The sequence below is a fragment of the Pseudomonas sp. GW821-FHT09E12 genome (assembly GCF_059416085.1).
Map to the genome: position 1 here is coordinate 190,633 of NZ_JBWKOM010000011.1, position 24,668 is coordinate 215,300.

21 protein-coding genes are annotated in these 24,668 nt (G+C 61.8%); 16 read left to right on the forward strand and 5 right to left on the reverse strand.

Going from position 1 to position 24,668, the window contains the following annotated elements; genetic code table 11:
• The first annotated feature begins 9 nt into the window (after positions 1–9).
• From AC07PQ_RS27715 to AC07PQ_RS27745, 7 genes are all read left to right on the forward strand, one after another.
• The gene (locus AC07PQ_RS27715; RefSeq protein ID WP_493186479.1) at positions 10–636 is read left to right on the forward strand and encodes a LysE family translocator; all 627 of its coding nucleotides are present in this window, start codon (positions 10–12) and stop codon (positions 634–636) included.
• A gap of 65 nt (positions 637–701) precedes the next feature.
• On the forward strand, positions 702–2,543 hold the full coding sequence (locus AC07PQ_RS27720) for a carbamoyltransferase family protein (RefSeq protein ID WP_007931462.1): 1,842 nt from the start codon (positions 702–704) through the stop codon (positions 2,541–2,543).
• Between the two features lie 34 nt (positions 2,544–2,577).
• Positions 2,578–2,721, forward strand: a complete 144-nt coding sequence (locus tag AC07PQ_RS27725) for a hypothetical protein (RefSeq protein WP_007931463.1) — start codon at positions 2,578–2,580, stop codon at positions 2,719–2,721.
• A 27-nt stretch (positions 2,722–2,748) separates the two neighbouring features.
• Entirely contained in the window at positions 2,749–4,071 is a 1,323-nt protein-coding gene (locus AC07PQ_RS27730; protein ID WP_493186478.1) for an aspartate aminotransferase family protein, read from the forward strand.
• Between the two features lie 60 nt (positions 4,072–4,131).
• The gene (locus AC07PQ_RS27735; RefSeq protein ID WP_007931465.1) at positions 4,132–4,734 is read left to right on the forward strand and encodes a formyltransferase family protein; all 603 of its coding nucleotides are present in this window, start codon (positions 4,132–4,134) and stop codon (positions 4,732–4,734) included.
• 81 nt (positions 4,735–4,815) lie between these two features.
• Entirely contained in the window at positions 4,816–5,445 is a 630-nt protein-coding gene (locus tag AC07PQ_RS27740) for a LysE family translocator (protein ID WP_007931466.1), read from the forward strand.
• Positions 5,446–5,534: 89 nt separating this feature from the next.
• Positions 5,535–6,140 carry a LysE family translocator gene (locus AC07PQ_RS27745; protein ID WP_007931467.1) on the forward strand — a complete coding sequence of 202 codons (606 nt, stop codon included), beginning with the start codon at positions 5,535–5,537 and terminating at the stop codon, positions 6,138–6,140.
• Positions 6,141–6,209: 69 nt separating this feature from the next.
• Here AC07PQ_RS27745 and AC07PQ_RS27750 read toward each other — a convergent pair whose 3' ends face one another.
• From AC07PQ_RS27750 to AC07PQ_RS27760, 3 genes are all read right to left on the reverse strand, one after another.
• On the reverse strand, positions 6,210–8,240 hold the full coding sequence (locus AC07PQ_RS27750; RefSeq protein WP_493186477.1) for an FUSC family protein: 2,031 nt from the start codon (positions 8,238–8,240) through the stop codon (positions 6,210–6,212).
• Between the two features lie 153 nt (positions 8,241–8,393).
• Complete coding sequence (locus AC07PQ_RS27755; RefSeq protein WP_493186476.1) at positions 8,394–9,182, reverse strand: MlaA family lipoprotein; 789 nt, start codon at positions 9,180–9,182, stop codon at positions 8,394–8,396.
• Complete coding sequence (locus tag AC07PQ_RS27760) at positions 9,175–10,473, reverse strand: hypothetical protein (protein ID WP_007931472.1); 1,299 nt, start codon at positions 10,471–10,473, stop codon at positions 9,175–9,177. The genes AC07PQ_RS27755 and AC07PQ_RS27760 overlap by 8 nt, the downstream gene beginning before the upstream one ends.
• A gap of 241 nt (positions 10,474–10,714) precedes the next feature.
• On the opposite strand from AC07PQ_RS27760, the gene AC07PQ_RS27765 reads away from it, so the two are divergent.
• Entirely contained in the window at positions 10,715–11,086 is a 372-nt protein-coding gene (locus tag AC07PQ_RS27765; RefSeq protein WP_493186475.1) for a hypothetical protein, read from the forward strand.
• Between the two features lie 89 nt (positions 11,087–11,175).
• On the opposite strand, the gene AC07PQ_RS27770 is transcribed toward AC07PQ_RS27765, so the two are convergent.
• The gene (locus tag AC07PQ_RS27770) at positions 11,176–12,729 is read right to left on the reverse strand and encodes a glycoside hydrolase family 17 protein (protein ID WP_274305958.1); all 1,554 of its coding nucleotides are present in this window, start codon (positions 12,727–12,729) and stop codon (positions 11,176–11,178) included.
• A 341-nt stretch (positions 12,730–13,070) separates the two neighbouring features.
• On the opposite strand from AC07PQ_RS27770, the gene AC07PQ_RS27775 reads away from it, so the two are divergent.
• The 3 genes from AC07PQ_RS27775 (at position 13,071) to AC07PQ_RS27785 (ending at position 16,346) form a co-directional block, all read left to right on the forward strand.
• Positions 13,071–13,922 (forward strand): glycine betaine ABC transporter substrate-binding protein, encoded by an 852-nt coding sequence (locus AC07PQ_RS27775; protein ID WP_007931479.1) that lies wholly within the window; start codon positions 13,071–13,073, stop codon positions 13,920–13,922.
• A 457-nt stretch (positions 13,923–14,379) separates the two neighbouring features.
• On the forward strand, positions 14,380–14,691 hold the full coding sequence (locus AC07PQ_RS27780; RefSeq protein WP_493186474.1) for a DUF485 domain-containing protein: 312 nt from the start codon (positions 14,380–14,382) through the stop codon (positions 14,689–14,691).
• The gene (locus AC07PQ_RS27785) at positions 14,688–16,346 is read left to right on the forward strand and encodes a cation acetate symporter (protein ID WP_007931491.1); all 1,659 of its coding nucleotides are present in this window, start codon (positions 14,688–14,690) and stop codon (positions 16,344–16,346) included. The genes AC07PQ_RS27780 and AC07PQ_RS27785 overlap by 4 nt, the downstream gene beginning before the upstream one ends.
• Before the next feature lie 301 nt (positions 16,347–16,647).
• Here the strand turns inward: AC07PQ_RS27785 and gltA are convergent, their stop codons facing one another.
• Complete coding sequence (gltA, locus tag AC07PQ_RS27790) at positions 16,648–17,937, reverse strand: citrate synthase (RefSeq protein WP_007931493.1); 1,290 nt, start codon at positions 17,935–17,937, stop codon at positions 16,648–16,650.
• 351 nt (positions 17,938–18,288) lie between these two features.
• Between gltA and sdhC the strand changes: the two genes are divergently transcribed.
• The 5 genes from sdhC (at position 18,289) to AC07PQ_RS27815 (ending at position 24,638) form a co-directional block, all read left to right on the forward strand.
• Positions 18,289–18,675 (forward strand): succinate dehydrogenase, cytochrome b556 subunit, encoded by a 387-nt coding sequence (sdhC, locus tag AC07PQ_RS27795; RefSeq protein ID WP_169915034.1) that lies wholly within the window; start codon positions 18,289–18,291, stop codon positions 18,673–18,675.
• A complete protein-coding gene (gene sdhD, locus AC07PQ_RS27800) occupies positions 18,669–19,037 on the forward strand; it encodes a succinate dehydrogenase, hydrophobic membrane anchor protein (protein WP_007931497.1) in 369 nt (122 codons plus the stop codon). The genes sdhC and sdhD overlap by 7 nt, the downstream gene beginning before the upstream one ends.
• 3 nt (positions 19,038–19,040) lie before the next feature.
• A complete protein-coding gene (sdhA, locus tag AC07PQ_RS27805) occupies positions 19,041–20,813 on the forward strand; it encodes a succinate dehydrogenase flavoprotein subunit (protein WP_007931499.1) in 1,773 nt (590 codons plus the stop codon).
• Positions 20,814–20,825: 12 nt separating this feature from the next.
• Positions 20,826–21,530: a succinate dehydrogenase iron-sulfur subunit gene (locus AC07PQ_RS27810; protein WP_007931501.1), complete on the forward strand. Its 705-nt coding sequence runs from the start codon at positions 20,826–20,828 to the stop codon at positions 21,528–21,530.
• Between the two features lie 276 nt (positions 21,531–21,806).
• A complete protein-coding gene (locus tag AC07PQ_RS27815) occupies positions 21,807–24,638 on the forward strand; it encodes a 2-oxoglutarate dehydrogenase E1 component (RefSeq protein ID WP_007931503.1) in 2,832 nt (943 codons plus the stop codon).
• The last annotated feature ends 30 nt before the right edge of the window (positions 24,639–24,668 follow it).

Genomic DNA, 24,668 nt, shown 5'->3' on the forward strand with positions numbered 1-24,668 from the left:
GCCTGGGGCATGCAGAATCTGGACTACTACGCCGTCATCCTGTTCGCGATTTCCACCTGCGTGACGCCGGGGCCGAACAACGTGATGCTGATGTCCTCCGGGGTCAACTTCGGCATCAGCCGCACCCTGCGCCACGTTGCGGGCATCAACATCGGCTTTCCGCTGATGCTGATCGCGGTGGGATTCGGCGCCGGCGCGGTATTCCATCGTTATCCCAGCCTGCACGACATCCTGCAGGTGGTCGGTGCCCTGTACATGCTGTACCTGGCCTATCGGATCGCCACGGCGCCCACGGTCGATCTCGATGACCAGGGCGGGCGCCCGCTGGGCTTCACCGGCGCCGCGCTGTTCCAGTGGGTCAACCCCAAGGCCTGGATCATGGCGGTGGGTGCGGTGCTGGCCTACACCACGCCGGTCGGTTCCTACAGTGCGCAGATCCTGCTGATCGCCTTGATCTTCTTTCTCTTCGGCTCGCCCTGCTCGATGGTCTGGGTGCTGTTCGGACGTTATTTGCGGCGCTTTCTCAGCGAGCCGAACCGGCTGCGGCTGTTCAATATTTCAATGAGTGTGTTGTTGGTGGTGTCGTTGATTCCGGCATTAAAAAGCCTGCCGGTCTCAAGTTGGTTGCACGGATGACGGACTGTGCACAGACACAGGGAATTTCCATGGATTGGCATGAAGCTATGAGGATGAGCGTTTAAATGGCTACTTACGTATTAGGGATTTCGGCGTTCTATCACGACAGCGCAGCAGCGTTGGTGAAGGACGGGGTGCCGGTGGCGGCGGCCCAGGAAGAGCGCTTCACGCGGGTGCGGCACGACGCGGCGTTTCCGGCCAATGCCATCAAGTACTGCCTGGACGCCGAGGGTATCGGCCTCGATGAGCTGACCGCGGTGGTCTACTACGAAGACCCGCAGGAAAAGTTCTCGCGGATGATTTCCTCCTTCGCCAGTGGCGGCATCAGCGGCGCGCGCACCTTCATTAGCACCATGCCGGAATGGATCCGCTGGAAGCTCAATGTGCTCAAGTTCATCGACGAGAAGCTCGAGGAACTGGGGCGTGGTACTGGTCCGCTCACCATCGCCTCGCAGCACCACCGTTCCCATGCCGCGGCGGCGTTTTTCCCGTCGCCGTTCGAGCAGGCGGCGGTGCTGTGCATCGACGGCATCGGCGAATGGCATTCGACCACGATCTGGAAGGGCGACGGTTCCAAGCTCGACCTGATGAACTCGATTTCCTATCCGCACTCGGTCGGCCTGTTCTACTCGGCGTTCACCTATTACTGCGGCTTCAAGGTCGACTCCGGCGAGTACAAACTCATGGGCCTGGCGCCTTACGGCCGGCCGATCTATGCCGACAAGATCCGCAAGGAACTGATCAACATCCGCGCCGACGGCTCCTTCACCCTGAACATGAAGTACTTCGAGTACCTGCGTGGCGAGCGCATGGTCGGCGAGGCGTTCGAGGAGCTGTTCGGCGGTCCGGTGCGCAAGCCGGAGAGCCCGATCACCCAGCGCGAATGCGACCTGGCGGCCTCGGTACAGCAGGTGACCGAGGAAGTGGTGCTGGGGCTGGCCACCGCGGCCGTGCGGCAGACCGGTTACCGCAACCTGTGCCTGGCCGGTGGCGTGGCGCTCAACTGCGTGGCCAACGGCGTGCTCAGCCGTTCCGGACGTTTCGACGCGATCTGGATTCAACCCGCGGCCGGCGACGCCGGTTGTGCCCTGGGGGCGGCCATGGATTATTCGGTCAAGCGCACCGGGCGCCCGCACCTGGGCAGCAAGAAGCTCGACGCCATGAGCGGCAGCCTGTTGGGGCCGGGCTTTGGCGATGAAGAGATCCAGGCGTTTCTCGACGCCAACCAGTATCCATACCGGCGCTTCGAGGGTGCCGAGCTGTATGACGAAACCGCGCGGCACCTGGCCGACGGCGCCGTGGTCGGCTGGTTCCAGGGGCGTATGGAATTTGGCCCGCGAGCCCTGGGCGCGCGCTCGATCCTCGGCGATCCACGCAATCCCGAGATGCAGCGCACCATGAACCTGAAGATCAAGTACCGCGAATCCTTCCGGCCCTTTGCCCCGGCGGTGCTGGACGAGGACGCCCAGGTCTACTTCGACATCTGCGAGAAGAGCCCGTACATGTTGATGGTTTCGCAGGTCACCGACTCGATCAAGACCGAGGAATCGCGCAAGCCGGGTGGCCCTGAGCGTGGCCTGGGCAGCATCAACTCGATCCGTTCGCAGCTGCCGGCGGTGACCCACGTCGACCTGTCGGCACGGGTGCAGACGGTGACCGAAGAAAACAACGCGCCGTTCACCCATCTGCTGCGCAGTTTCAAGAAGCGCACCGGCTGCTCGGTGCTGGTCAACACCTCGTTCAACGTGCGCGGCGAGCCGATCGTGTGCAAGCCGGAAGAAGCCTACGCCTGCTTCATGCGCACCGAGATGGATGTGCTGGTACTGGGCAACTTCATTCTCGAGCGCACGACCCAGCCGGAGTTCGTCGAAGAGGTCGACTGGCGCAACGAGATCCCGCTGGACTGATCGCTCACTCACTTTTTATTCAGGAGACAAGGCCATGCTCAGGTTGCTTTCGTTGTTGATGTTCGCTGTGGTGTTGCTACCGATCGGCTGGGCGCGCCGGATATTCAATTCCTCGCGCTTCAGCCAGCGTTTCCATCAAGGCTCGACGGCGTGGGACCACCCGGAAAACACCCGTTAGGCCGCATAACTGCAAGGGCTCGGATCCATGTCAACGGTCATCTACAAGAACTTGAATGCCTCACCGATTCTCGCCGTCAATGGCGCTGGGGTCTGGCTTGAGGATGCCTCGGGCAAACGCTACCTCGACACGTGCGGCGGGGTGGCCGTTTCCAGCCTGGGACATGGACACCCACGGATCGCCGCGGCCATCGAGCAGCAGGCGAAAAAACTCAGTTGGGCCCACGCCGGCAGCTTCACCACAGCCGCCGCCGAGGAGTTGGCGGACCTGCTGGTGGGGTCCTCCGGCGGGTTGGCCAAGGCGCAGTTTCTCTCCGGCGGCTCCGAGGTCATGGAGCTGGCGATGAAAATTGCCTACCAGTATCAGTGCGAGCGCGGGCTGCCGGGCAAATCGATCTTTATCTCGCGGCAGCAGAGCTACCACGGCAGCACCCTGGGGACCTTGTCGATATCCGGCAACCTGCAGCGTCGCGGGGTCTTCGAGCCGTTGCTGGGAGCCGCCGAATTCGTCTCGCCCTGTTATGCCTATCGCCATCAGGGGACCGATGAAAGCGACGAGCAGTACGGGACGCGCCTGGCGCTGGAGCTGGACGAAAAAATCAGGTCGCTGGGTAGCGACAGGGTCGCGGCGTTTTTCGCCGAGACCGTGGTCGGCTCCACCAACGGCGCGGTGCCGCCGGTGCCGGGGTACTTCCGCAAGATCAAGGCGGTGTGCGAGCGCCACGACGTGCTGCTGATCCTCGACGAGGTGATGGCCGGCATGGGCCGTACCGGCAGGTTCTTCGCCTACGAGGACGACGGCATCGTGCCGGACATGGTCGCGGTCGGCAAAGGGCTGGCGGCCGGTTACCAGCCGATCTCGGCGTTGCTGGTCAGCAGCCAGGTGCATGAGGCCATGGCGGGCAACTCCGGGGTGCTGGGCAACGGCCAGACCCACGTCAACCATCCGCTGGCCTGCGCCGTTGCGCTGGAGGTGCAGCGGGTCATCGAGGACGAGAACCTGCTGCAGGCCGTGCGCCTGCGCGGCGAGCAACTGCGCCACGGCCTGCGCGAGTGCCTGGCGCGCTTCGAGCATGTCGGCGATGTGCGCGGGCGCGGTCTGTTCGTCGGCGTGGAGTTCGTTCAGGACCGGAATACCCGCGAGCCCTATCACGGTGGCGGCCGTTACGCCGCGAGCCTCAAGGCGCAGGCGCTGGAACAAGGGCTGCTGATTTATCCGGGCAGCGGAACCGCCGACGGTGTTCACGGTAACCACGTGCTGTTCGCGCCGCCGTTCATCTCCAGCGAAGCGGAAATCGCCGAAATGGTCGAGCGCTTCACGGCGGTGGTCGAGGCCTGCCAGCAGGGTTAGCGGGGAGGGCGGACCGGGGGTGTTTTCGAAATGTACCAACAGCCAATAGTGGAAAAGACTATGCAGACCATCGAACCATGCAAGGACAAAGTTCTATTGTCGGTGTGCACCATGGACTGGTGCGATCACGGCGTTGAATTCGCCAAGACGGTTTTTTCCAACCTGGAAGTGTTCTGTTGGGACCCGGGCGACCCCTATCCGTATCACCTGGAAGACTGGGAAGGCGACTGGATCATTTCCTATCGTGGCGACTTCATCTTCCCGCCGAGCATCTATCAGCGGGCCCGCAAGGGCGCAATCAACCTGCACCCGGCGCCGCCCAAGTACCGTGGCCTGGGCAGCCAGCACTACGCGATCTACTACCAGGATGAAACCTACGGCTCGACCTGCCATCACCTGGCGCCCTCGGTGGACAGCGGCGACATCATCCATGTTGCGCGTTTCAATATCGCCCCGGCGGAAACCGCGTCTTCGCTGCGCCTGCATGTCGGCGCCTATTGCCTGCAGCAGTTCATCCACCTGTTGACCGACTACATCCTGCAAGGCCGTCCGCTGCCGGTTTCGCCCGAGCGCTGGGGCGAGCGGCTGTACAAGCAATCCGAACTCAAGCCCTGGATGGAAAAGATCCGGGCCGAAGAACCCGATCATCGCTGCTTCAAGTAGCGAGGATGGATGCCGGCCCGAGCGGGGCGGCATCCCCGGTTGGTAAACCCTGCTCCCGCGACTTCTACGAGAGACCGTCAAATGTTTGATTTATCGAGCTTTGGTGCTGCTATGGCCGTTTATGTCATCGGAACCGCCAGTCCTGGCCCGGGTAACCTGGCGATTGCCAACACCTCGCTCAGCTACGGGCGTACCCCGGGGTTGGCGCTGGCGGCCGGGGTCATTTCCGGTTCGTTGTGCTGGGGCGCGATGACGGCCGCGGGCGTCTCGGCCTTGCTGATGTCCAACACCCAGGTGCTGGTCTGGCTGAAGATCCTCGGCGCCTGCTATCTGTTGTGGCTGGCCTACAAATCCATCCGCGGTGCCCTGAGCTCGAGCGCGGTCAACCTCAACCGCGCCCGGGCCAAACAGAGCCGCACGCTGGGGTTCTACCTGCAAGGGCTGGGCATCCACCTGACCAACCCCAAGGCGGCCCTGACCTGGTTCACCGTGACCACCGTCGGCCTCAGCGCCACGGCGCCGTCCTGGGCCAGCTTCGTGCTGGTGGGCAGCTGTGCGGTCGCCGGTTTCGTGATTTTCTGCGCCTATGCCCTGGCCTTTTCCGCGCGTTCGGCGGAGCCGTTTTTCGTCCGCACGCGCAAGGCTTTCGGCCTGGTCTGCGGCGCGTTCTACGCGATGGTCGCCGCGGGCTTCATCGGGTCCTTGCTGTAAGCGTGGATAAGCCTCGCCCGTGGCGATCGCCGGGGCGAAAACAATGACTCAGGGCTCTGTTCGGAGCATGTACTTCTCAGGATGACTGTATGCCGTTGTCGATCGACTTGTTGTTGGCTTTCGCCTTGTTTGCCTTTGTCACCTCGGTAACCCCCGGACCGAATAACGCCATGCTGCTAGCTTCGGGCGTGAATTTCGGATTCCGCCGCACGGTGCCGCATATCCTCGGGATCAGTTCGGGGTTCCTGGTGCTGGTGCTGGCCGTGGGCCTGGGCCTGGGCGCGGTGTTCGAGGCCTACCCGGTGCTGTACAAGGTGCTGCGCTACGTCGGTGCGGCCTATCTGCTGTACCTGGCCTGGAACATCGCCCGTTCCGGGCCGGTGTCCCAGGAAGTCGACGGCAAGGGCCGGCCGCTGGGGTTCTGGGGCGCCGCGGCGTTCCAGTGGGTCAACCCCAAGGCCTGGGTCATGGCGCTGGGGGCCATCAGCACCTACACGCCGTTGCAGGGCTACTTTTTCAACGTGGTGGTGATCGCCAGCCTGTTTGCCTTGATCAACGCCCCGAGCGTCGGGGTCTGGGCCGGGTTCGGCAGCGTGCTGCGCAATGTCCTGCGCGACCCGCGCTGGCTGCGCCTGTTCAACTACGGCATGGCCTTGCTGCTGGTGATTTCGCTGTTCCCGTTGCTGCAAGCCTGAGGGGCTTTCCCAGGGCGTTATGCCGCTACCCGCCGCCACCGGCGCGTGGCGGTTTTTTTTGCTCGCTCATTACCCCTGGGCGACAGCCGCCACGCCGGGTTCGTGGCGAGTCAGGCGGCACCATTTGTGCCAGGTGAATTGCAGTTGCAGCAGCGCCGCCCTGGCCATTTCCAGATCCTGTTCCGGCAGTTGCGGCGCCTGTTCCAGAGCCTTGAGCAGGGCGACGGTCGGAGCGTCGAGTCGATCGCTGCGGTGTGGCGCCGGACCGCCTGACTTGAGCAGCGTGGCGATGCTCAGCAGGTAGTGCCCGCGTTCCACGGCCAGGGCGCCGGTCGCCGCGCCCAGGCTGGCGCGCAGTTGCAGCAGTTCGTCGCCCAGGTCGAGCCCGAGCAGGCCGTTGTCCCAGTGCTGGCGGCGTTCCTGGGGCAGGCTTTCGGAATAGCGCGCCAGGCGGATCAGGCGGTCGGCCATGCGCCCGCCGAACCAGCTCTCGGCTTGCTCCAGCGGGCGCGAGGTGAGTTGCGCCAGGTCGAACAGCGAGGCGCGGAACATCCGCCGATAGTGATGTTCGCCGGGGTTGAGGCTGACCAGGCGGAACACCAGGACCGCGATGCCGACGCCAACCAGGGTGGCCATGGCCTTGTTGAGGAAGTTGGCCAGGTCGTAGGTCATCAGGTTGCCGGGGCCGACGTTGTTGATGAAAAAGATGCAGAACGCCGAGGCGATCGGCGCCATCCGCGGCTTGCTCATACACAGCGAGGCGCAAAACAGCGGCACCCCCAGGCCCACGCACAACAGCGGGAAACCGTCCCAACCGGGCAGCAATCCCAGGCCGACGAAGCCGGCGACCGGCACCGACAGGGCGATGCCCTTGAGAAAGCTGAGGCTGGAGGCGGAAGGGTTTTCCCGGCCGGCGAACAGGCTCAGCACCACTCCGCAGATCGATACCGCGCCCAGGCCTGAGGGCCAGGCCGAGAGCACCCAGAAGCCGGCCACGGCGAGAAACGCCAGGGCGCTGCGCAGGCCGCCGAGAATGCCTTGCTCGATATCGCGGTGCCAGGACAGGGCGCCAGGCGCGCCATCGGGCACTCGGGCTTGCTCGACGGCCTGCAGGGTTTGCGCACTGCGTTCGAGCAGCACCGGCACTTGTGCCAGTTGCATCAGGCACAGATGCGCGTCCTGAGGCAAGCTGCGGTCCTGCAGCGCCTCTTGAAGGCGTGAGGACAGTTGGGCGATGTCTTGCTGGTGGCTGTGTTCCAGGGCCGTGGCCAGCTGTTCGATCAGGGGAGCCACGCTGGCATTCGCCGCGCTGTCGAGCATCAGCCGCTGGCGGGCCACGCCACGGGCCGCACGCAGCAGGCTCAGCAAGTCGCGACTGAGCACCCGCAGGGCCTGTGAACGTCGCCGTCCCTGGGGGCCTTCGAACCAGGCGTGATCGCGCTGGGCATCGACCGCCACCAGCTTGCCGAGGGCTTCCAGCAGCCCCTTGCGCTGGTCCTGGCCGATCAGTTCGGAGGCCGCGGCGCGCATGCCGGCTTGCCACGCGAGCTTGCCCTGGGTGGCCAACGCCTGTTCGACCCGGCGTGGCCAGAGCACGGTGCTGGCGATCGCCGCGCAGATGATCCCCAGGCTGATTTCCGAACAGCGGGCCACGGCCTGATCGAACACCAGCAGCGGATGTGCGGTGGCGGGCAGGGCGACGATCGCTGCGGTGTAGCCGGCCAGTACGAAACCGTAGGAGGCGTGATTGCGCAGCAGCGAGGCACCGGTGGTGCAGAAGGCCAGCCACAGCGCCATCGCCAACAGAAACAGCAGGGGCGCCTGGCCGAACAGGCCGATCAGCACGATCGAGGCCACGGCCCCGCTAAAGGTGCCGAGCAGGCGGAAGGCGCCCTTGGCCAGGACCATGCCGCTGCTGGGCTGGCTGACGATGAATACCGTGGTCAGGGCCCATTGCGGCTGCTCGAGGTTGAAGCGAAAGGACAGGTACAAGGCAATGACCCCGGCGATCATGTTCCTGATGGCGAACAGCAGGTCGTTGCGGCTGGGAGCCAGGACGGCCAGCCAAAAATCGGGGATTCGCAGGGCGAGGTTTTTCATTGGCAAGGCACATAGATAGCTAGCTAATGATTAGCATCGTATCTACTTGCCTGGAAAATTCCAATGAGGATTTTTCCGGGTCCGGAGAAGGTACAGGTGGTGAGGGGAGGGCGAAGAAAAGAGCCCTGCGAGGATGGCAGGGCCCTGGAGGGATCACTCGGCGATTTGCAGCTTGCGCGATTCGGTGTAGACGTAGCGGACTTTCTCGTATTCGAACGGCGAGTCCAGCTGGCCATAGCGGAAGCTGGTCTGATAACGCTTGTCGACAGCGCGCAGGACCCAGAGTTCCGGGTGATTCGAGCTGACCTCGGACACGTTGAGGAAGTTGATCGCCGACTCGGTGGTGTAATCCACGGCCAATCCGGCGGTGTCGCGAAGGTTCGAGGGCCCGAGGATCGGCAGGACGAAATAGGCGCCGCCCGGCACGCCGTAGAAGCCCAGGGTCTGGCCGAAGTCTTCGCTCTGGCGTGGCAGGCCCATGCGGGTGGCGGGGTCCCAGAGACCGCCGATACCGAGGGTGGTGTTGACCAGCAGGCGGGCGGTGGTGTTCAGCGAGCGCTGGCCCTTGAACTGCAGCAGGCTGTTGACCAGGTTCGGCACGTCGCCCAGGTTGTTGAAGAAGTTGCTCACACCGGTGCGCAGGAAGCTCGGGGTGATGTAGCGGTAACCGTCGACCACCGGCAGGAACACCCACTGATCGAAGCGGTAGTTGAAGTGGTACACCCGGCGGTTCCACGACTCCAGCGGGTCGTAGACGTTCAGCGCGTTGAGGGTCGAGCGCTCGAACTCGCGCTGGTCCAGGCCCGGGTTGAACTTGAGTCGCTTGAGCGGTTGGGTGAAGCCGTCCCCGTCTGCGACCACGGGTGTTGCGGTCTGGCCGTCGTCGGCATTGGCATAGCCTGCGCAGAACAACGCAGCGATGAGCAGGAAATGTTTAGCCACGGAAGAACTCCAGCATGGCGTCGCTGTTGACGCGGTAGTTGAGGTTGCCGCAATGGCCGCCATGGGGGTAGACCGTCAGCCGGTCGCCAAAGGTCTTGCGCAGGAACCCCAGGTCGCCCGGGCCGAGGATCACGTCGTCGGCGTTGTGCATCACGGCGATTTTCGGGCTGTCCTGCAGGTAATCCTTGAGTGCGTACAGGCTCACCTGGTCGATCAGTTGCAGCACGCTGCCGCCGTCGGTGCGGGCGCGCCACATCGGAATCACCTGCTCGGTGAGGTAGCAGTCGAAGTCGCATTGCAGGGCGCGCTTGAGGAACGGCGTGAGGTTGGTGCCTTCGCTGATCGGGTACTTGGGCGGGGTGATCAGGCCGCGGCGGTTGATCAGGTCCGAGGTGAACGCGATATCGGCGGCGGAGAAGCGGAACGAGGTGCCGATCAGCATCGCCATCTGCTCGTTGCTCAGGTGCTGCTTGGACTGCTGGAAGTCGTAGAGCAGGGCATCGTTGAGGTCGATGTAGCCCTTCTGCTGGAAGTAGCGGGTCAGCTTGTTCAGTACCAGCTCGTAGAAGGTGGTGGTGTTATTGATGCCCTTGACCTCGGTCTGCACCAGCTTGTCGAGGTTGGTGATGGAGGTATAGAGGTTGACCGGCGGGTTGAGCAGCAGGACTTTCTTGAAGTTGAAGCTGCGTCGGGTTTCGTCCAGCTTGCTGACGAAGGCCGCATCCAGGGCGCCGAGGCTGTAGCCGGTGAGGTAGAAGTCGGTGACCGGCAGTTTCGGGTTCTGCGCGCGTACTGCCTGCATCACACGGTATAGGTCTTCGGCGTCTTCCTTGGTCACGCCGGGGGTGGCGAACCGCGAGGCGGCGCTGATGAAGTCGAAGCTGGTGGGCGAGGACAGCTGCACCACGTGGTAGCCGGCCTGGTAATAGAGCTTTTTCAGGTACTCGTTGAGGCTGCTGTCATAGCGCGCGCCGGTGCCGGCGATGAGGAAGATCAGCGGCGCGGCATGATCCTGCTCGGCGATGCGGTAGGTGAGCTTCTTCACGGCCCAGAAGTTGTCCGGCAGGATGAACTCGCGCTCGGGGCGCAAGGTCAGGCTGCGGTCCGCCTGATTGATGTCGTCGTCACTCGGAAGCTTCGGACGCAGGTCCGGCGGAGTGGTGGCAATGGTCGCCTCGAACGGATTGGTCAAGGGGTAGCCATAGCTGGCGGCATCGATGTCGACCGCGAGCGCGGACGCACTCGAAATAAGGCCGCCAAACAGGGCAGCGAAGCGCAAGGAACGGAGCATGACTAAATCCCTGTAGAGGAAGGTGCCGGGTGAAGTTCGCAGGCTATGACCACCGGGTTGCTGCCGAAGTGCCATGGCACGGCACAAAAAACGATCAAGGCAGGGCAAAGCCGGATCGGCGGTAATAGTTGCCAGACGATACACTTTGCCGCTGTTTGCTCAACAGTTATCTGTGTAACAAGCTTGCTTACCGGCCTCGGGCGATTATGCTGGGCGCCGTTTTCGCTTATCGGAGTGCTTCATGTCCCGCCGTCTTCCCCTGATTCTGCTGCTTGTTGTCCTGTCGTTGTGGCTGGCCGCCAGTTATGGCGTGCGCTACGGCTTCATGGAGGACGCTCGATGGGTCGGCGTCTGTGTCGACGAGGCCAGCCGCTGGGAGTGCCAGGCGCGTTCCAGCCTGGGGTTGCTGATCCACTTCAAGGTCATGGGCTGGGCGGCGCTGGCGGCGTCCCTGATCGCCTTCGTGGTGCCGGGCCGTTCCGGCTGGGGCCTGGCGGTGCTGGCGCTGCTGTTCGGCTTTCCGGCGCTGGCGCTCTACAACACCAGCCTGGCGGTGTTTGCCATCGTGATCGGTGCCTTGCGGCTGGTGCGAGCGCCTCGCGCGGTGGCGTAGGAGCGAAGCTTGCTCGCGATGCACGATGGCGCGGTATTGCTGCTACACCGCGGTGCTGCCATCGCGGGCAAGCCTCGCTCCTGCGGGCATCAGGCTTTGCGAGCCCGCAAGCTGCGCCACAGGGCGGCGACCATCAGCACGCTGACCAGGGCCCAACCCCAGGCCTGCTGGTTTTCCAGGCCTTCGCGATACAGCTGGGGAGCGATGCCGGCACCGACGATAAAGGTCAGCAGGGCGATTTCGCGACGCGGCACCCGCACCGGGCGGCACAGGTAGACCAGGGCCGGCAGGAGCAGGGCGGCGCTGGGGAAGCTGCGATAACGCGGGTCGAACACCAGCTCCAGCATCATCACCGCGGCGGCGAAACCGGCGCCGGCGAGCAGCCAGCCCGCATGCTTTTCCAGGCGATTGAACATACGTTGGCGCCAGCCGGCGCGGGTGCTCAGGCTCAGTGCCGCGTGGGCCAGCACCAGCAGGTTCAGGGCCAGCAGCAGGCCCGCCCAGAACCATTCCCCGGCAAAGCGGCTGGTGACCCGCGCCAGCTCGCCCCAGGCGCCGATGGAACAGGCAGCCAGGGCGCCGAGCAGTGGCAGGGTAAGCGCCGCGCGAGTACCGCGGACCCGGCCACCGAGGATTAGCGTGGCAACGAAGATCACCCCGCCCACGCCCAGCCACAATGGCCAGTAAGGCAGGTTCGACACCGGCCCGGCGAGTACGCCCTTGTCCTGGCGATCGGCGTCGAACAGCCCCCAGTAACCGCCGACCGCACCTTCGCTGGCGCGCTTCCACGGCTGGTCGAAGGCTTCGATCAGGTTGTAATGCCAGCCATTCTGTTCGGCCATGACCACAAAACCACGGATGAACTTGGCCTCGTTGACCCGGCTCGGCAGGGCGGTTTCACGCTGGCGGCCTTCGCTGGGCCAGCCGGTCTCGCCGATCATCACGTCCTTGGGCGCGAACTTGTTGCCGAACACCTGGCGCACCTGCGCCACATGGTTCAGTGCGGCATCGATGTTGGACGGATCGTCTTCCCAGTAGGGCAGCAGGTGGATGGTCAGGAAGTCCACCGCCGGCGCGATTTCCGGGTGCTTGAGCCAGAACTCCCAGACGTCCGCGTAAGTGACCGGCTGCTTGACGTGGGCCTTGACCTTGTTGATCAGCCTGGCCAGTTGCGGGCCGGTGACTTCCTTGCGCAACAGGGCTTCGTTGCCGACGATCACCGAGCTCACCACGTCCGGGTTGGCATTGGCCGAGGCGATCAGCAGGTCGACCTCTTTTTCGCTGTCCACCGGGTTGCTGTTGACCCAGGCGCCGATCATCAGTTTCAGGCCGTGCTTGCGCGCCAGGTCCGGCAGGGCTTCGAGGCCGGTCATGGAGTAGGTGCGGATGCACTCGAAGCGGGTCGCCAGCAGCGCCAGGTCGGCGTCCATGCGCTCCGGGCGCAGTTTGAACGGCTGGTCGAAGGGCGACTGGTCCTTGTCGAACGGCGTGTAGGACGCGCATTGCAGCTTGTGGCTGGCGCTGGCGACATCCGGCAGCACCACCGGCTGGCCGAGGCCGTACCAGAAACCGCAGAGCGCGAAGACTCCCAGCAGGCAGGCGAATAGATAGGGCAGGAGCGGGAAGCGGGCAATCGAGGGCATGGTCAGGCCGTCAGGAAACAAAGCGGGGCATCTTACCCGGATTTGCCGCTGCCCAGGTGGCCTGCATGATTTTGCCATGCAAAGTTCGGGCGGGATTGGGCGACTGTTTTGGGCATGCCCTGATTACTGGCGAACTAGTGTCGTTGCTGAATGTTTTGAGGTCGCAGTCAGAGCAGGTCGCCTTTGGCGTCAGGTTGATGATCGACGCGTCAGAGCTCTCATAGGGCAATCGCGCTGATGTTCGAGCAAGTTGGTGGGGCGTGATGAGGGCGCTGTGCACCATAACAACAGGTTGACGCGGCTCGGCATCCGTCGGGCGCAGCACTTTCGGGGAAGTAACGATGAAGATGCGACGACTCTTAGGCGCAGGTGCCGGTCTGGTACTTGCGATCAGTTCAACCCTGGCCAGCGCCGATAGCAAAACCCTGAGCATCGGCTATGTCGACGGTTGGTCGGACAGTGTGGCGACCACCTATGTAGCGTCTGAGGTGATCAAGCAGAAACTCGGTTATGACGTGAAATTGCAGGCCGTGGCGACCGGGATCATGTGGCAGGGCGTGGCCACCGGCAAGCTGGACGCCATGCTGTCGGCCTGGCTGCCGGTGACCCACGGCGAGTACTGGACCAAGAACAAGGACAAGGTGGTCGACTACGGTCCCAACTTCAAGGACGCGAAAATCGGCCTGATCGTGCCGGAGTACGTCAAGGCCAAGAGCATTGCCGACCTGAAGGGTGACACCACCTTCAAGAACAAGATCGTCGGTATCGATGCCGGCTCGGGCGTGATGCTCAAGACCGACCAGGCCATCAAGGACTACGGTCTGGACTACAAACTGCAAGCCAGCTCGGGCGCGGCAATGATTGCCGAGTTGACCCGCGCCGAAGAGAAGAACGAATCCATCGCGGTCACCGGCTGGGTGCCGCACTGGATGTTCGCCAAGTGGAAGCTGCGCTTCCTGGACGATCCGAAAGGCGTTTACGGCGCCGCTGAAACCGTCAACAGCATCGGTAGCAAAGGCCTGGAGAAGAAGGCGCCGGAGGTTGCGGCTTTCCTGAAGAAGTTCCAGTGGGCCTCCAAGGATGAAATCGGCGAGGTGATGCTGGCTATTCAAGAGGGCGCCAAGCCGGAAGCGGCGGCCAAGGACTGGGTGGCCAAGCACCCTGAGCGCGTTGCCGAGTGGACCGCTAACTGACCGGGAAGCGTCTAGCTCGCAGGTCTCGAGGCCGCCGGGTGTTCGCACCCGGCGGCCTTTTGTTTTGCCCGGTGCAAAAGCCTGTGTCGGGGGTACTGTCGTTCTAATACTAAGGTCGTCTGGAACCGGCTCCAGAGCTGCATAGAGTGGCTGAGGGTCTGTTGACGCTTGGTGACGAACCGCGTTGCTGGGCCAACTTGTGCGAGGCAAGGCGCGGGATGCCGCCAATGGTTGTTCCCTTGGCAAATCCCGCAACGCAGCCTCGCGCAAGTTGGCACGCAACCCGAAGGGACGGGGCCCACTGGGCGCAGGGCGGCGTTACTCGGAACTTATTTGGAACAACCAAACTGCGTTCCTCGTGCCTTGCCCTGCACCCAGTGGGCCGCCGTCGCGGTCGTCACCAAGCGCCAACAGACCCTCGGTTCCAACTAAAATCTGTGCTGCGAGGATAAAAACAATGAACGACAGCATTTACCTCTCGATTCAAAACAGCTCGCGTTTCAAGGAGCTGGTCAGCAAGCGCGAACGATTCGCCTGGATACTGTCGGCGGTCATGCTCGGGCTCTATTCGGGCTTCATCCTGCTGATTGCCTACGGACCCCATGTGCTGGGGGCAAAACTCAGTCCTGAATCATCCATCACCTGGGGTATTCCCATTGGTGTCGGGTTGATTGTCGCGGCCTTTGTCCTGACCGGTATCTACGTGCGACGCGCCAACGGCGAATTCGACGACCTGAACAATGAGATTCTCAAGGAGGCTCAGCAATGATCCGGCGTCTGTTGGCTTTTTTTAGCGTCGCGGCCTTTGCTCCCAGTCTCTGGGCGGCCGATGCCCTGACCGGCGAAGTGCATAAACAACCCCTCAATGTCTCTGCGATCATCATGTTCGTGCTGTTCGTCGGGGCCACCCTGTGCATCACCTACTGGGCCTCCAAGCGCAACAAGTCGGCGGCCGACTACTATGCCGCGGGCGGCAAGATCACCGGTTTCCAGAACGGCCTGGCGATTGCCGGTGACTACATGTCGGCGGCGTCCTTCCTGGGGATTTCCGCTCTGGTGTTCACCTCCGGCTACGATGGCCTGATCTATTCGATCGGCTTCCTGGTGGGCTGGCCGATCATTCTGTTCCTGATCGCCGAGCGCCTGCGCAACCTGGGCAAGTACACCTTTGCCGACGTGGCGTCCTATCGCCTGGGGCAGACCCAGATCCGCTCGCTGTCGGCCTGCGGCTCGCTGGTGGTGGTGGCGTTCTACCTGATCGCGCAAATGGTCGGTGCCGGCAAGCTGATCCAGCTGCTGTTCGGCCTCGATTACCATGTGGCGGTGATCCTGGTGGGTATCCTGATGGTGCTGTACGTGCTGTTCGGCGGCATGCTGGCGACCACCTGGGTACAGATCATCAAGGCGGTCCTGCTGCTGTCCGGTGCCTCGTTCATGGCGCTGATGGTCATGAAGCATGTCAACTTCGACTTCAACATGCTGTTCTCCGAAGCCACCAAGGTTCACCCCAAAGGTGAAGCAATCATGAGCCCGGGCGGTCTGGTGAAGGATCCGATCTCGGCGTTCTCCCTCGGCCTGGCGCTGATGTTCGGTACCGCGGGCCTGCCGCACATCCTGATGCGCTTCTTCACCGTGAGCGACGCCAAGGAAGCGCGCAAGAGCGTGCTGTATGCCACCGGCTTCATCGGCTACTTCTACATCCTGACCTTCATCATCGGTTTTGGCGCGATCCTCCTGGTCAGCACCAACCCGGCGTTCAAGGACGCGGCGGGCGCTCTGCTCGGCGGCAACAACATGGCGGCGGTGCACCTGGCCAATGCCGTGGGCGGCAGCGTGTTCCTCGGCTTCATCTCGGCGGTGGCCTTCGCCACTATCCTGGCGGTGGTGGCTGGCCTGACCCTGGCCGGTGCCTCGGCGGTTTCCCACGACCTGTACGCCAGCGTGATCAAGAAAGGCAAGGCCAACGAGAAGGATGAGATCCGCGTCTCGAAGATCACCACCGTGTGCCTGGGTGTGCTGGCGATTGCCCTGGGCATCCTGTTCGAGAGCCAGAACATCGCGTTCATGGTCGGCCTGGCGTTCTCCATCGCGGCGAGCTGCAACTTCCCGGTGCTGCTGCTTTCCATGTACTGGAAGAAGCTCACCACCCGCGGCGCGATGATTGGCGGCTGGCTGGGCCTGGTCAGCGCCGTTGGCCTGATGGTCCTTGGCCCGACCATCTGGGTGCAGATCATGGGGCATGAAAAAGCCATCTTCCCTTACGAGTACCCGGCGCTGTTCTCGATGATCATTGCCTTTATCGGGATCTGGTTCTTCTCCATCACCGACAAGTCCACTGCGGCTGACAATGAGCGGGCGCTGTTCTTCCCGCAGTTCGTACGCTCGCAGACCGGCCTGGGAGCCAGCGGGGCGGTATCGCACTAAGGCCCCTGTGTATCGGCTTCTATATATAAGCTGAGTTGCAAACCAGTGCCCCTGTCGAGAGACAGGGGCATTTTTATTGGCGTCGCCCTTTGTAGCCGCTGGCGCAGCCTGCGATCGAGTGCGCAGTGCTCGCAAGCTCGTTCAGCGTGAGAGTGATGTGGAGTTGGCATTCCACATCCGCTGTGCGGCCGAATGCAGGCAGCTACAGGGAAATGGCGGGGGAGGGGAGCACAAACAAATACGGCCTCTATAAAGAGGCCGTATCCGCTGCAGTCAAGACGTTAGCGCAAGGCAACAGGTCTTACTTGCGGTCTTCCAGCTTGGTGATGTCGCGCGACTCGTAGCCGGTGTACAGCTGGCGAGGACGGCCGATCTTGTAAGGGCTGGAGAGCATTTCTTTCCAGTGCGAGATCCAGCCGACGGTACGCGCCAGGGCGAAGATCACGGTGAACATGCTGGTCGGAATGCCGATGGCCTTGAGGATGATCCCCGAGTAGAAGTCGACGTTCGGGTACAGCGAGCGCTCGATGAAGTACGGGTCGGTCAGGGCGATCTCTTCCAGGCGCATGGCCAGTTCGAGTTGCGGATCGTTGGTGATGCCCAGTTCCTTCAACACTTCGTCGCAGGTCTGCTTCATGACGGTGGCGCGCGGGTCGCGGTTCTTGTAGACGCGGTGACCGAAGCCCATCAGCTTGAACGGATCGTTCTTGTCCTTGGCCTTGGCGATGAACTTGTCGATGTTCGAGACATCGCCAATTTCGTCGAGCATGGTCAGTACGGCTTCGTTGGCGCCGCCGTGAGCCGGGCCCCAGAGTGCAGCGATACCGGCAGCGATACAGGCGAACGGGTTGGCGCCCGAGGAGCCCGCCAGGCGTACGGTGGAGGTCGATGCGTTCTGCTCGTGGTCGGCATGGAGGATGAAGATCCGGTCCATTGCCTTGGCCAGCACCGGGCTGATCGGTTTGATCTCGCACGGGGTGTTGAACATCATGTGCAGGAAGTTTTCCGCGTACGACAGGTCGTTGCGCGGGTACATCATGGGTTGGCCCATGGAGTACTTGTAAACCATCGCGGCCAGGGTCGGCATCTTGGCAACCAGGCGGATCGCGGAAATTTCGCGATGCTGCGGGTTATTGATGTCCAGGGAGTCGTGGTAGAAGGCCGAGAGGGCGCCGACTACGCCGCACATGACCGCCATCGGGTGGGCGTCGCGACGGAAGCCGTTGAAGAAGGTCTTCAACTGCTCGTGAACCATGGTGTGGTTCTTCACGTTGCCGACGAACTGGGCCTTCTGTTCTGCGGTCGGCAATTCGCCGTTGAGCAGCAGGTAGCAGGTTTCCAGGTAGTCCGACTTTTCAGCCAGCTGTTCGATCGGGTAGCCGCGGTGCAACAGAATGCCGTTGTCGCCGTCGATATAGGTGATTTTCGACTCGCAGGAGGCGGTCGACATGAAACCCGGGTCAAAGGTGAAGCGGCCCGTGGCCGTCAAGCCCCGAACATCGATTACATCGGGACCAACGGTGCCGGTTAAAATGGGCAGCTCGACGGGGGCTGCGCCCTCGATGATCAACTGCGCTTTTTTGTCAGCCATGTGGCCTCCTATTTATGCTTGAAATCATCAGACAGACCCCCCACGCAGGGCCCGCACCACTATAGTGAGATAAATCCGAATGTCAATTTGCCTAAAGTCTTGCCCCAGAAGGCTTTAACCGGACTTTTTCCTCGAAATTCCCCGCCATTTACGCCTTTTATCCGCCTAACGCAATGAGCTATTAGGGGAAGGTGATTGCGTTGTCATTAGTAGCCTAACTGTCTATACTCGGCCACCGACCGCCATGGGCTTTCGGGCCCGGTTTGATGGGGGTCGTCACTCCCTGGGTGGTGGGTACCTGACCAGTGCACTCCCCAACAACTTTGCCCTGATTGTTAGGGGCTCTTCAGTGTGAAAAAAGCCGTGAATAGCCAACGACCTGTAAACCTAGACCTAAGGACCATCAAACTCCCAGTCACTGCTTACACGTCCATCCTTCACCGTATTTCCGGTGTCATCCTCTTTGTGAGCCTTGCCATCATGCTTTATGCATTGGACAAGTCGCTCAGCTCCGAGGAAGGCTTCGGCGAGGTGAAAGCGTGTCTGACCAGTCCGCTAGCCAAGCTAGTGATTTGGGGCATCCTGTCCGCCTTGCTGTATCACTTGGTTGCCGGTGTGCGCCATTTGATCATGGACATGGGCATCGGTGAGACGCTGGAAGGCGGCAAGCTGGGCTCTAAAATCGTTATCGCCGTATCCGTGGTGGTAATCGTTCTGGCAGGAGTTTGGATATGGTAACTAACGTCACGAACCTGTCGCGTTCGGGCCTCTATGACTGGATGGCACAACGTGTGTCTGCGGTTGTTCTCGCGGCTTATTTCATCTTCCTGATCGGATACCTCGTTGCGAACCCGGGCCTTGGCTACGAGCAATGGCACGCACTGTTCTCCAACAACTGGATGCGTATCTTCAGCCTGCTGGCCATGGTTGCTCTGGGCGCTCACGCCTGGGTCGGCATGTGGACCATTTCGACCGACTACCTGACGCCGATGGCGCTGGGCAAGTCGGCGACTGCAGTACGTTTCCTTTTCCAGGCAGTATGCGGCGTTGCAATGTTCGCCTACTTCGTCTGGGGTGTGCAGATTCTCTGGGGTATCTGATTCATGGCTAACATTCCAACGATTTCTTTCGACGCCATCATCATTGGTGGCGGCGGCGCCGGCATGCGTGCCGCATTGCAGCTGGCCCAGGGCGGCCACAAGACTGCAGTGATCACCAAGGTGTTCCCGACCCGCTCGCACACGGTGTCGGCCCAGGGCGGCATCACCTGCGCCATCGCGTCGGCCGACCCGAACGATGACTGGCGCTGGCACATGTACGATACCGTCAAGGGTTCCGACTACATCGGTGACCAGGACGCTATCGAATACATGTGTCAGGAAGGCCCAGCCGCGGTTTTCGAGCTGGACCACATGGGTCTGCCGTTCTCCCGCACTGAAACCGGTCGTATCTACCAGCGTCCTTTCGGCGGCCAGTCCAAGGACTACGGTAAAGGCGGCCAGGCTGCCCGTACCTGCGCGGCTTCCGACCGTACCGGTCACGCGCTGCTGCACACCCTTTATCAGGGCAACCTGAAAGCCGGCACCACCTTCCTGAACGAGTACTACGCTGTTGACCTGGTGAAGAACCAGGACGGCGCGTTCGTCGGTGTGATCGCGATCTGCATCGAAACCGGCGAAACCACCTACATCCGCGCGAAAGCCACCGTATTGGCGACCGGCGGTGCAGGGCGTATCTACGCATCCACCACCAACGCCCTGATCAACACCGGTGACGGTGTCGGCATGGCGCTGCGTGCCGGCGTGCCGGTACAAGACATCGAAATGTGGCAGTTCCACCCGACCGGCATCGCCGGCGCCGGTGTACTGGTTACCGAAGGTTGCCGTGGTGAAGGCGGTTACCTGATCAACAAGCATGGCGAGCGTTTCATGGAGCGTTATGCTCCGAACGCCAAGGACCTTGCCGGTCGTGACGTTGTTGCCCGTTCGATGGTGAAAGAAATCATCGCCGGCAACGGTTGCGGTCCGAATGGCGACCACGTGATGCTCAAGCTTGACCACCTGGGCGAGGAAGTGCTGCACAGCCGTCTGCCAGGTATCTGCGAACTGTCCAAGACTTTCGCTCACGTTGACCCGGTGGTTGCTCCGGTTCCGGTTGTTCCGACTTGCCACTATATGATGGGCGGCGTTGCCACCAACATTCATGGTCAGGCGATCACCCAGAACGCCGAAGGCAACGACGAAATCATCCCTGGCCTGTTCGCAGTGGGTGAAGTGGCTTGCGTATCGGTTCACGGTGCCAACCGTCTGGGCGGCAACTCGCTGCTCGACCTGGTGGTATTCGGCCGCGCTGCCGGCCTGCACCTGGAAAAAGCGCTGACCGATGGTATCGAATACGACGACGCCACCGACGCCGACATCAATGCGGCCCTGGCACGTCTGTCCGCCCTCAACGAGCGTACCGACGGCGAAGACGTGGCGACCCTGCGTCGCGAGCTGCAAAGCTGCATGCAGAACTACTTCGGCGTATTCCGCACCGGCGAATACATGCAGAAGGGCATCGCCCAGCTGGCCGAGCTGCGTACCCGCATCGCCAACGTCAAGATCAACGACAAGTCGCAGGCGTTCAACACTGCGCGTATCGAAGCACTGGAACTGCAGAACCTGCTGGAAGTGGCCGAAGCCACTGCCATCGCTGCCGAAGTGCGTAAAGAGTCCCGCGGCGCCCACGCCCGTGAAGACTTCGAAGACCGCGACGACGAAAACTGGCTGTGCCACACCCTGTACTTCCCGGGTGAGAAGCGCGTTGCCAAGCGTGCCGTTAACTTCTCGCCGAAGACTGTTCCGACTTTTGAACCAAAAGTCCGGACTTACTAAAGGGTGATCGATATGTTGCAAGTCGAAGTTTATCGTTACAACCCTGACACCGACTCCGCGCCGAAAACCCAGGTTTTCCAGGTCGACACCGGTGGCAAGGATCTGATGGTGCTGGACGTACTGGCGCTGATCAAAGAGCAGGACGAAGGTTTCTCCTATCGTCGCTCCTGCCGTGAAGGCGTTTGCGGTTCCGACGGCATGAACATCAACGGCAAGAACGGCCTGGCCTGCATCACGCCGCTGTCTGCCGTGGTGAAGAACAACAAGCTGGTTGTTCGTCCGCTGCCAGGTTTGCCGGTTATCCGTGACCTGGTCGTCGATATGAGCATCTTCTACAAGCAATACGAGAAGGTGAAGCCATTCCTGCAGAACGACACGCCGGCTCCGGCCATCGAACGTCTGCAGTCCCCTGAAGAGCGCGAAAAGCTCGATGGTCTGTACGAGTGCATCCTGTGCGCTTGCTGCTCGACTTCCTGCCCGTCCTTCTGGTGGAACCCGGACAAGTTCCTGGGTCCAGCTGCCCTGCTGCAAGCTTATCGCTTCCTGGCAGACAGCCGCGACACCAAGACGTCCGAGCGTCTGGCTTCGCTGGATGATCCGTTCAGCGTATTCCGCTGCCGCGGCATCATGAACTGCGTCAACGTTTGTCCGAAAGGCCTGAACCCGACTAAGGCCATCGGTCACATACGTAACATGCTGCTCTCGAGCGGCGTGTGATTCAGCTGCTGTAACCCAGTTGTTGTAAAGGCAGGACCGCTGTACCCGTAGAGGCTACGGCGCAGGCTTCAACCGGCGCCGTAGTTTTAAGCTGAGCAGCAGCTCACAAAGTTGCCGCTCGTATTTTGAAGAAATGAGACAAGCAGGGGCATCCGGGCTGGTACCCGGACTATCAGCGTGATCCTAAGTGGCTTGTTTTGGTCGCTGCACTCGGACTTTTGCAAGTTTGCTCGGTGTCTTCGCCGGTGGTGTTCCCCTAACCGAGGGTGACCAAGCATGCAAGAAAGCGTGATGCAGCGCATGTGGAACAGCGCCTACCTATCCGGTAGTAACGCTGCCTATGTGGAAGAGCTCTACGAGCTCTACCTGCACGACCCTAACGCTGTGCCAGAAGAGTGGCGCACTTACTTCCAGAAGTTGCCTACCGACGGCAGCACTGCCATCGATGTTTCGCACTCGACAATCCGCGATCACTTCGTGTTGCTGGCAAAGAACCAGCGCCGCGCCCAGCCGGTATCCGCCGGTAGCGTGAGCAGCGAGCACGAGAAGAAGCAAGTTGAAGTGCTGCGATTGATCCAGGCCTACCGTATGCGCGGCCACCAGGCAGCCCAGCTGGACCCGCTGGGGCTGTGGCAGCGTCCTGCACCTGCAGACCTGTCAATCAATCATTACGGCTTGACCAATGCCGATCTTGATACGACCTTCCGTGCCGGCGACCTGTTCATCGGCAAAGAGGAAGCGAGCCTACGCGAAATTCACGAAGCGTTGCAGCAGACATATTGCCGCACCATCGGCGCTGAATTTACGCACATCACCGATTCCGAGCAGCGCCAGTGGTTCCAGCAGCGTCTGGAAAGCGTACGCGGCCGTCCGACCTATTCCACGGATATCAAGGGTCATCTGCTCGAGCGCGTCACCGCAGCTGAAGGCCTCGAAAAATACCTGGGCACCAAGTACCCGGGCACCAAGCGTTTCGGCCTGGAAGGCGGCGAAAGCCTGATCCCGATGCTCGACGAGCTGATCCAGCGTTCCGGTTCCTACGGGACCAAGGAAGTCGTGATCGGCATGGCCCACCGTGGTCGCCTCAACGTCCTGGTCAACACCTTCGGCAAGAACCCGCGCGAGCTGTTCGACGAGTTCGAAGGCAAGAAGAAGGTCGAACTGGGCTCCGGTGACGTGAAATACCACCAGGGCTTCTCGTCCAACGTGATGACCACCGGCGGTGAAGTTCACCTGGCCATGGCCTTCAACCCGTCCCACCTGGAGATCGTTTCGCCAGTGGTCGAGGGTTCGGTGCGCGCCCGTCAGGATCGCCGCAACGACCAGACCGGTGACAAGGTTCTGCCAATCTCGATCCACGGTGACGCTGCTTTCGCAGGCCAGGGCGTGGTGATGGAAACCTTCCAGATGTCGCAGACCCGCGGTTTCAAGACCGGCGGCACCGTGCACATCGTGATCAACAACCAGGTCGGTTTCACCATCAGCAACCCGCTGGACTCGCGCTCCACCGAGTACGCCACCGACGTCGCGAAAATGATCCAGGCGCCGATCCTCCATGTGAATGGTGACGATCCGGAAGCCGTACTGTTCGTGACCCAGTTGGCCATCGACTACCGCATGCAGTACAAGCGCGATGTGGTGATCGACCTGGTCTGCTACCGTCGTCGCGGCCACAACGAAGCGGACGAGCCAAGCGGCACCCAGCCTCTGATGTACCAGCAGATCGCCAAGCAGCGCACCACCCGTGAGCTGTATGCCGATCGTCTGGTCCAGGCAAGCGTGCTCGACGCCGAGCGTGTTCAGGCGAAAGTCGACGAATACCGCAACGCGCTGGACAACGGCCTGCACGTCGTGAAGAGCCTGGTCAAAGAGCCGAACAAAGAGCTGTTCGTGGACTGGCGTCCATATCTGGGCCACGCCTGGACTGCACGTCACGACACCACCTTCGATCTGAAGACCCTGCAGGAACTGTCCGCCAAGCTGCTGGAACTGCCGGAAGGCTTCGTGGTCCAGCGCCAGGTCGCGAAGATCTACGAAGACCGTCAGAAGATGCAAGCCGGCGGCCTGCCGATCAACTGGGGTTATGCTGAAACCATGGCATACGCGACCCTGGCGTTCGAAGGTCACCCGATTCGCATGACCGGCCAGGACATCGGCCGCGGTACGTTCTCGCACCGTCATGCGGTCCTGCACAACCAGAAAGACGCCAGCACCTACATTCCGCTGCAGCACCTGTACGACGGCCAGCCACGTTTCGATCTGTACGATTCGTTCCTGTCCGAAGAAGCCGTACTGGCGTTCGAATACGGTTACTCGACCACCACGCCAAACGCGCTGGTGATCTGGGAAGCCCAGTTCGGCGACTTCGCCAACGGTGCCCAGGTGGTGATCGACCAGTTCATCACCAGTGGCGAGCACAAGTGGGGCCGTCTCTGCGGCTTGACCATGCTGCTGCCGCACGGTTATGAAGGTCAGGGTCCGGAGCACTCTTCGGCTCGCCTGGAGCGTTACCTGCAGCTGTGCGCCGAGCACAACATCCAGGTCTGCATGCCGACCACCCCGGCCCAGATCTACCACCTGCTGCGTCGTCAGGTGATTCGCCCGCTGCGCAAGCCGCTGGTGGTTCTGACTCCGAAGTCGCTGCTGCGTCACAAACTGGCCATCTCGACCCTGGAAGATCTGGCGGAAGGTTCGTTCCAGACCGTTATTCCGGAAATCGATGCCCAGGATCCAAAAGACGTGAATCGTCTGATTCTGTGCAGCGGCAAGGTCTACTACGACCTGCTGGAAAAACGCCGTGCCGAAGGCCGCGACGACATCGCCGTCGTGCGTATCGAGCAGCTGTACCCATTCCCTGAGGACGACTTGAACGAAGTCCTGGCTCCGTACACCAACCTCAAGCATGTCGTTTGGTGTCAGGAAGAGCCGATGAACCAGGGTGCCTGGTACTGCAGCCAGCACCACATGCGCCGCATCGTTGGCAATCACGACAAGTCGCTCGTACTCGAGTACGCGGGCCGTGAAGCCTCTGCTGCACCTGCATGCGGTTACGCGTCGATGCACGCCGAGCAGCAGGAAAAACTGCTGCAAGATGCTTTCACTGTTTAACGCCTTCGCGCACCTGAAACCGAATTTAAG

Excerpts from the sequence above, each read along its gene's own strand:
- AC07PQ_RS27715 (WP_493186479.1), top strand. The coding sequence starts at position 10 with ATGCAGAATCTGGACTACTACGCCGTCATCCTGTTCGCGATTTCCACC.
- AC07PQ_RS27720 (WP_007931462.1), top strand. The coding sequence starts at position 702 with ATGGCTACTTACGTATTAGGGATTTCGGCGTTCTATCACGACAGCGCA.
- AC07PQ_RS27725 (WP_007931463.1), top strand. The coding sequence starts at position 2,578 with ATGCTCAGGTTGCTTTCGTTGTTGATGTTCGCTGTGGTGTTGCTACCG.
- AC07PQ_RS27730 (WP_493186478.1), top strand. The coding sequence starts at position 2,749 with ATGTCAACGGTCATCTACAAGAACTTGAATGCCTCACCGATTCTCGCC.
- AC07PQ_RS27735 (WP_007931465.1), top strand. The coding sequence starts at position 4,132 with ATGCAGACCATCGAACCATGCAAGGACAAAGTTCTATTGTCGGTGTGC.
- AC07PQ_RS27740 (WP_007931466.1), top strand. The coding sequence starts at position 4,816 with ATGTTTGATTTATCGAGCTTTGGTGCTGCTATGGCCGTTTATGTCATC.
- AC07PQ_RS27745 (WP_007931467.1), top strand. The coding sequence starts at position 5,535 with ATGCCGTTGTCGATCGACTTGTTGTTGGCTTTCGCCTTGTTTGCCTTT.
- AC07PQ_RS27750 (WP_493186477.1), bottom strand. The coding sequence starts at position 8,240 with ATGAAAAACCTCGCCCTGCGAATCCCCGATTTTTGGCTGGCCGTCCTG.
- AC07PQ_RS27760 (WP_007931472.1), bottom strand. The coding sequence starts at position 10,473 with ATGCTCCGTTCCTTGCGCTTCGCTGCCCTGTTTGGCGGCCTTATTTCG.
- AC07PQ_RS27765 (WP_493186475.1), top strand. The coding sequence starts at position 10,715 with ATGTCCCGCCGTCTTCCCCTGATTCTGCTGCTTGTTGTCCTGTCGTTG.
- AC07PQ_RS27770 (WP_274305958.1), bottom strand. The coding sequence starts at position 12,729 with ATGCCCTCGATTGCCCGCTTCCCGCTCCTGCCCTATCTATTCGCCTGC.
- AC07PQ_RS27775 (WP_007931479.1), top strand. The coding sequence starts at position 13,071 with ATGAAGATGCGACGACTCTTAGGCGCAGGTGCCGGTCTGGTACTTGCG.
- AC07PQ_RS27780 (WP_493186474.1), top strand. The coding sequence starts at position 14,380 with ATGAACGACAGCATTTACCTCTCGATTCAAAACAGCTCGCGTTTCAAG.
- AC07PQ_RS27785 (WP_007931491.1), top strand. The coding sequence starts at position 14,688 with ATGATCCGGCGTCTGTTGGCTTTTTTTAGCGTCGCGGCCTTTGCTCCC.
- gltA (WP_007931493.1), bottom strand. The coding sequence starts at position 17,937 with ATGGCTGACAAAAAAGCGCAGTTGATCATCGAGGGCGCAGCCCCCGTC.
- sdhD (WP_007931497.1), top strand. The coding sequence starts at position 18,669 with ATGGTAACTAACGTCACGAACCTGTCGCGTTCGGGCCTCTATGACTGG.
- sdhA (WP_007931499.1), top strand. The coding sequence starts at position 19,041 with ATGGCTAACATTCCAACGATTTCTTTCGACGCCATCATCATTGGTGGC.
- AC07PQ_RS27810 (WP_007931501.1), top strand. The coding sequence starts at position 20,826 with ATGTTGCAAGTCGAAGTTTATCGTTACAACCCTGACACCGACTCCGCG.
- AC07PQ_RS27815 (WP_007931503.1), top strand. The coding sequence starts at position 21,807 with ATGCAAGAAAGCGTGATGCAGCGCATGTGGAACAGCGCCTACCTATCC.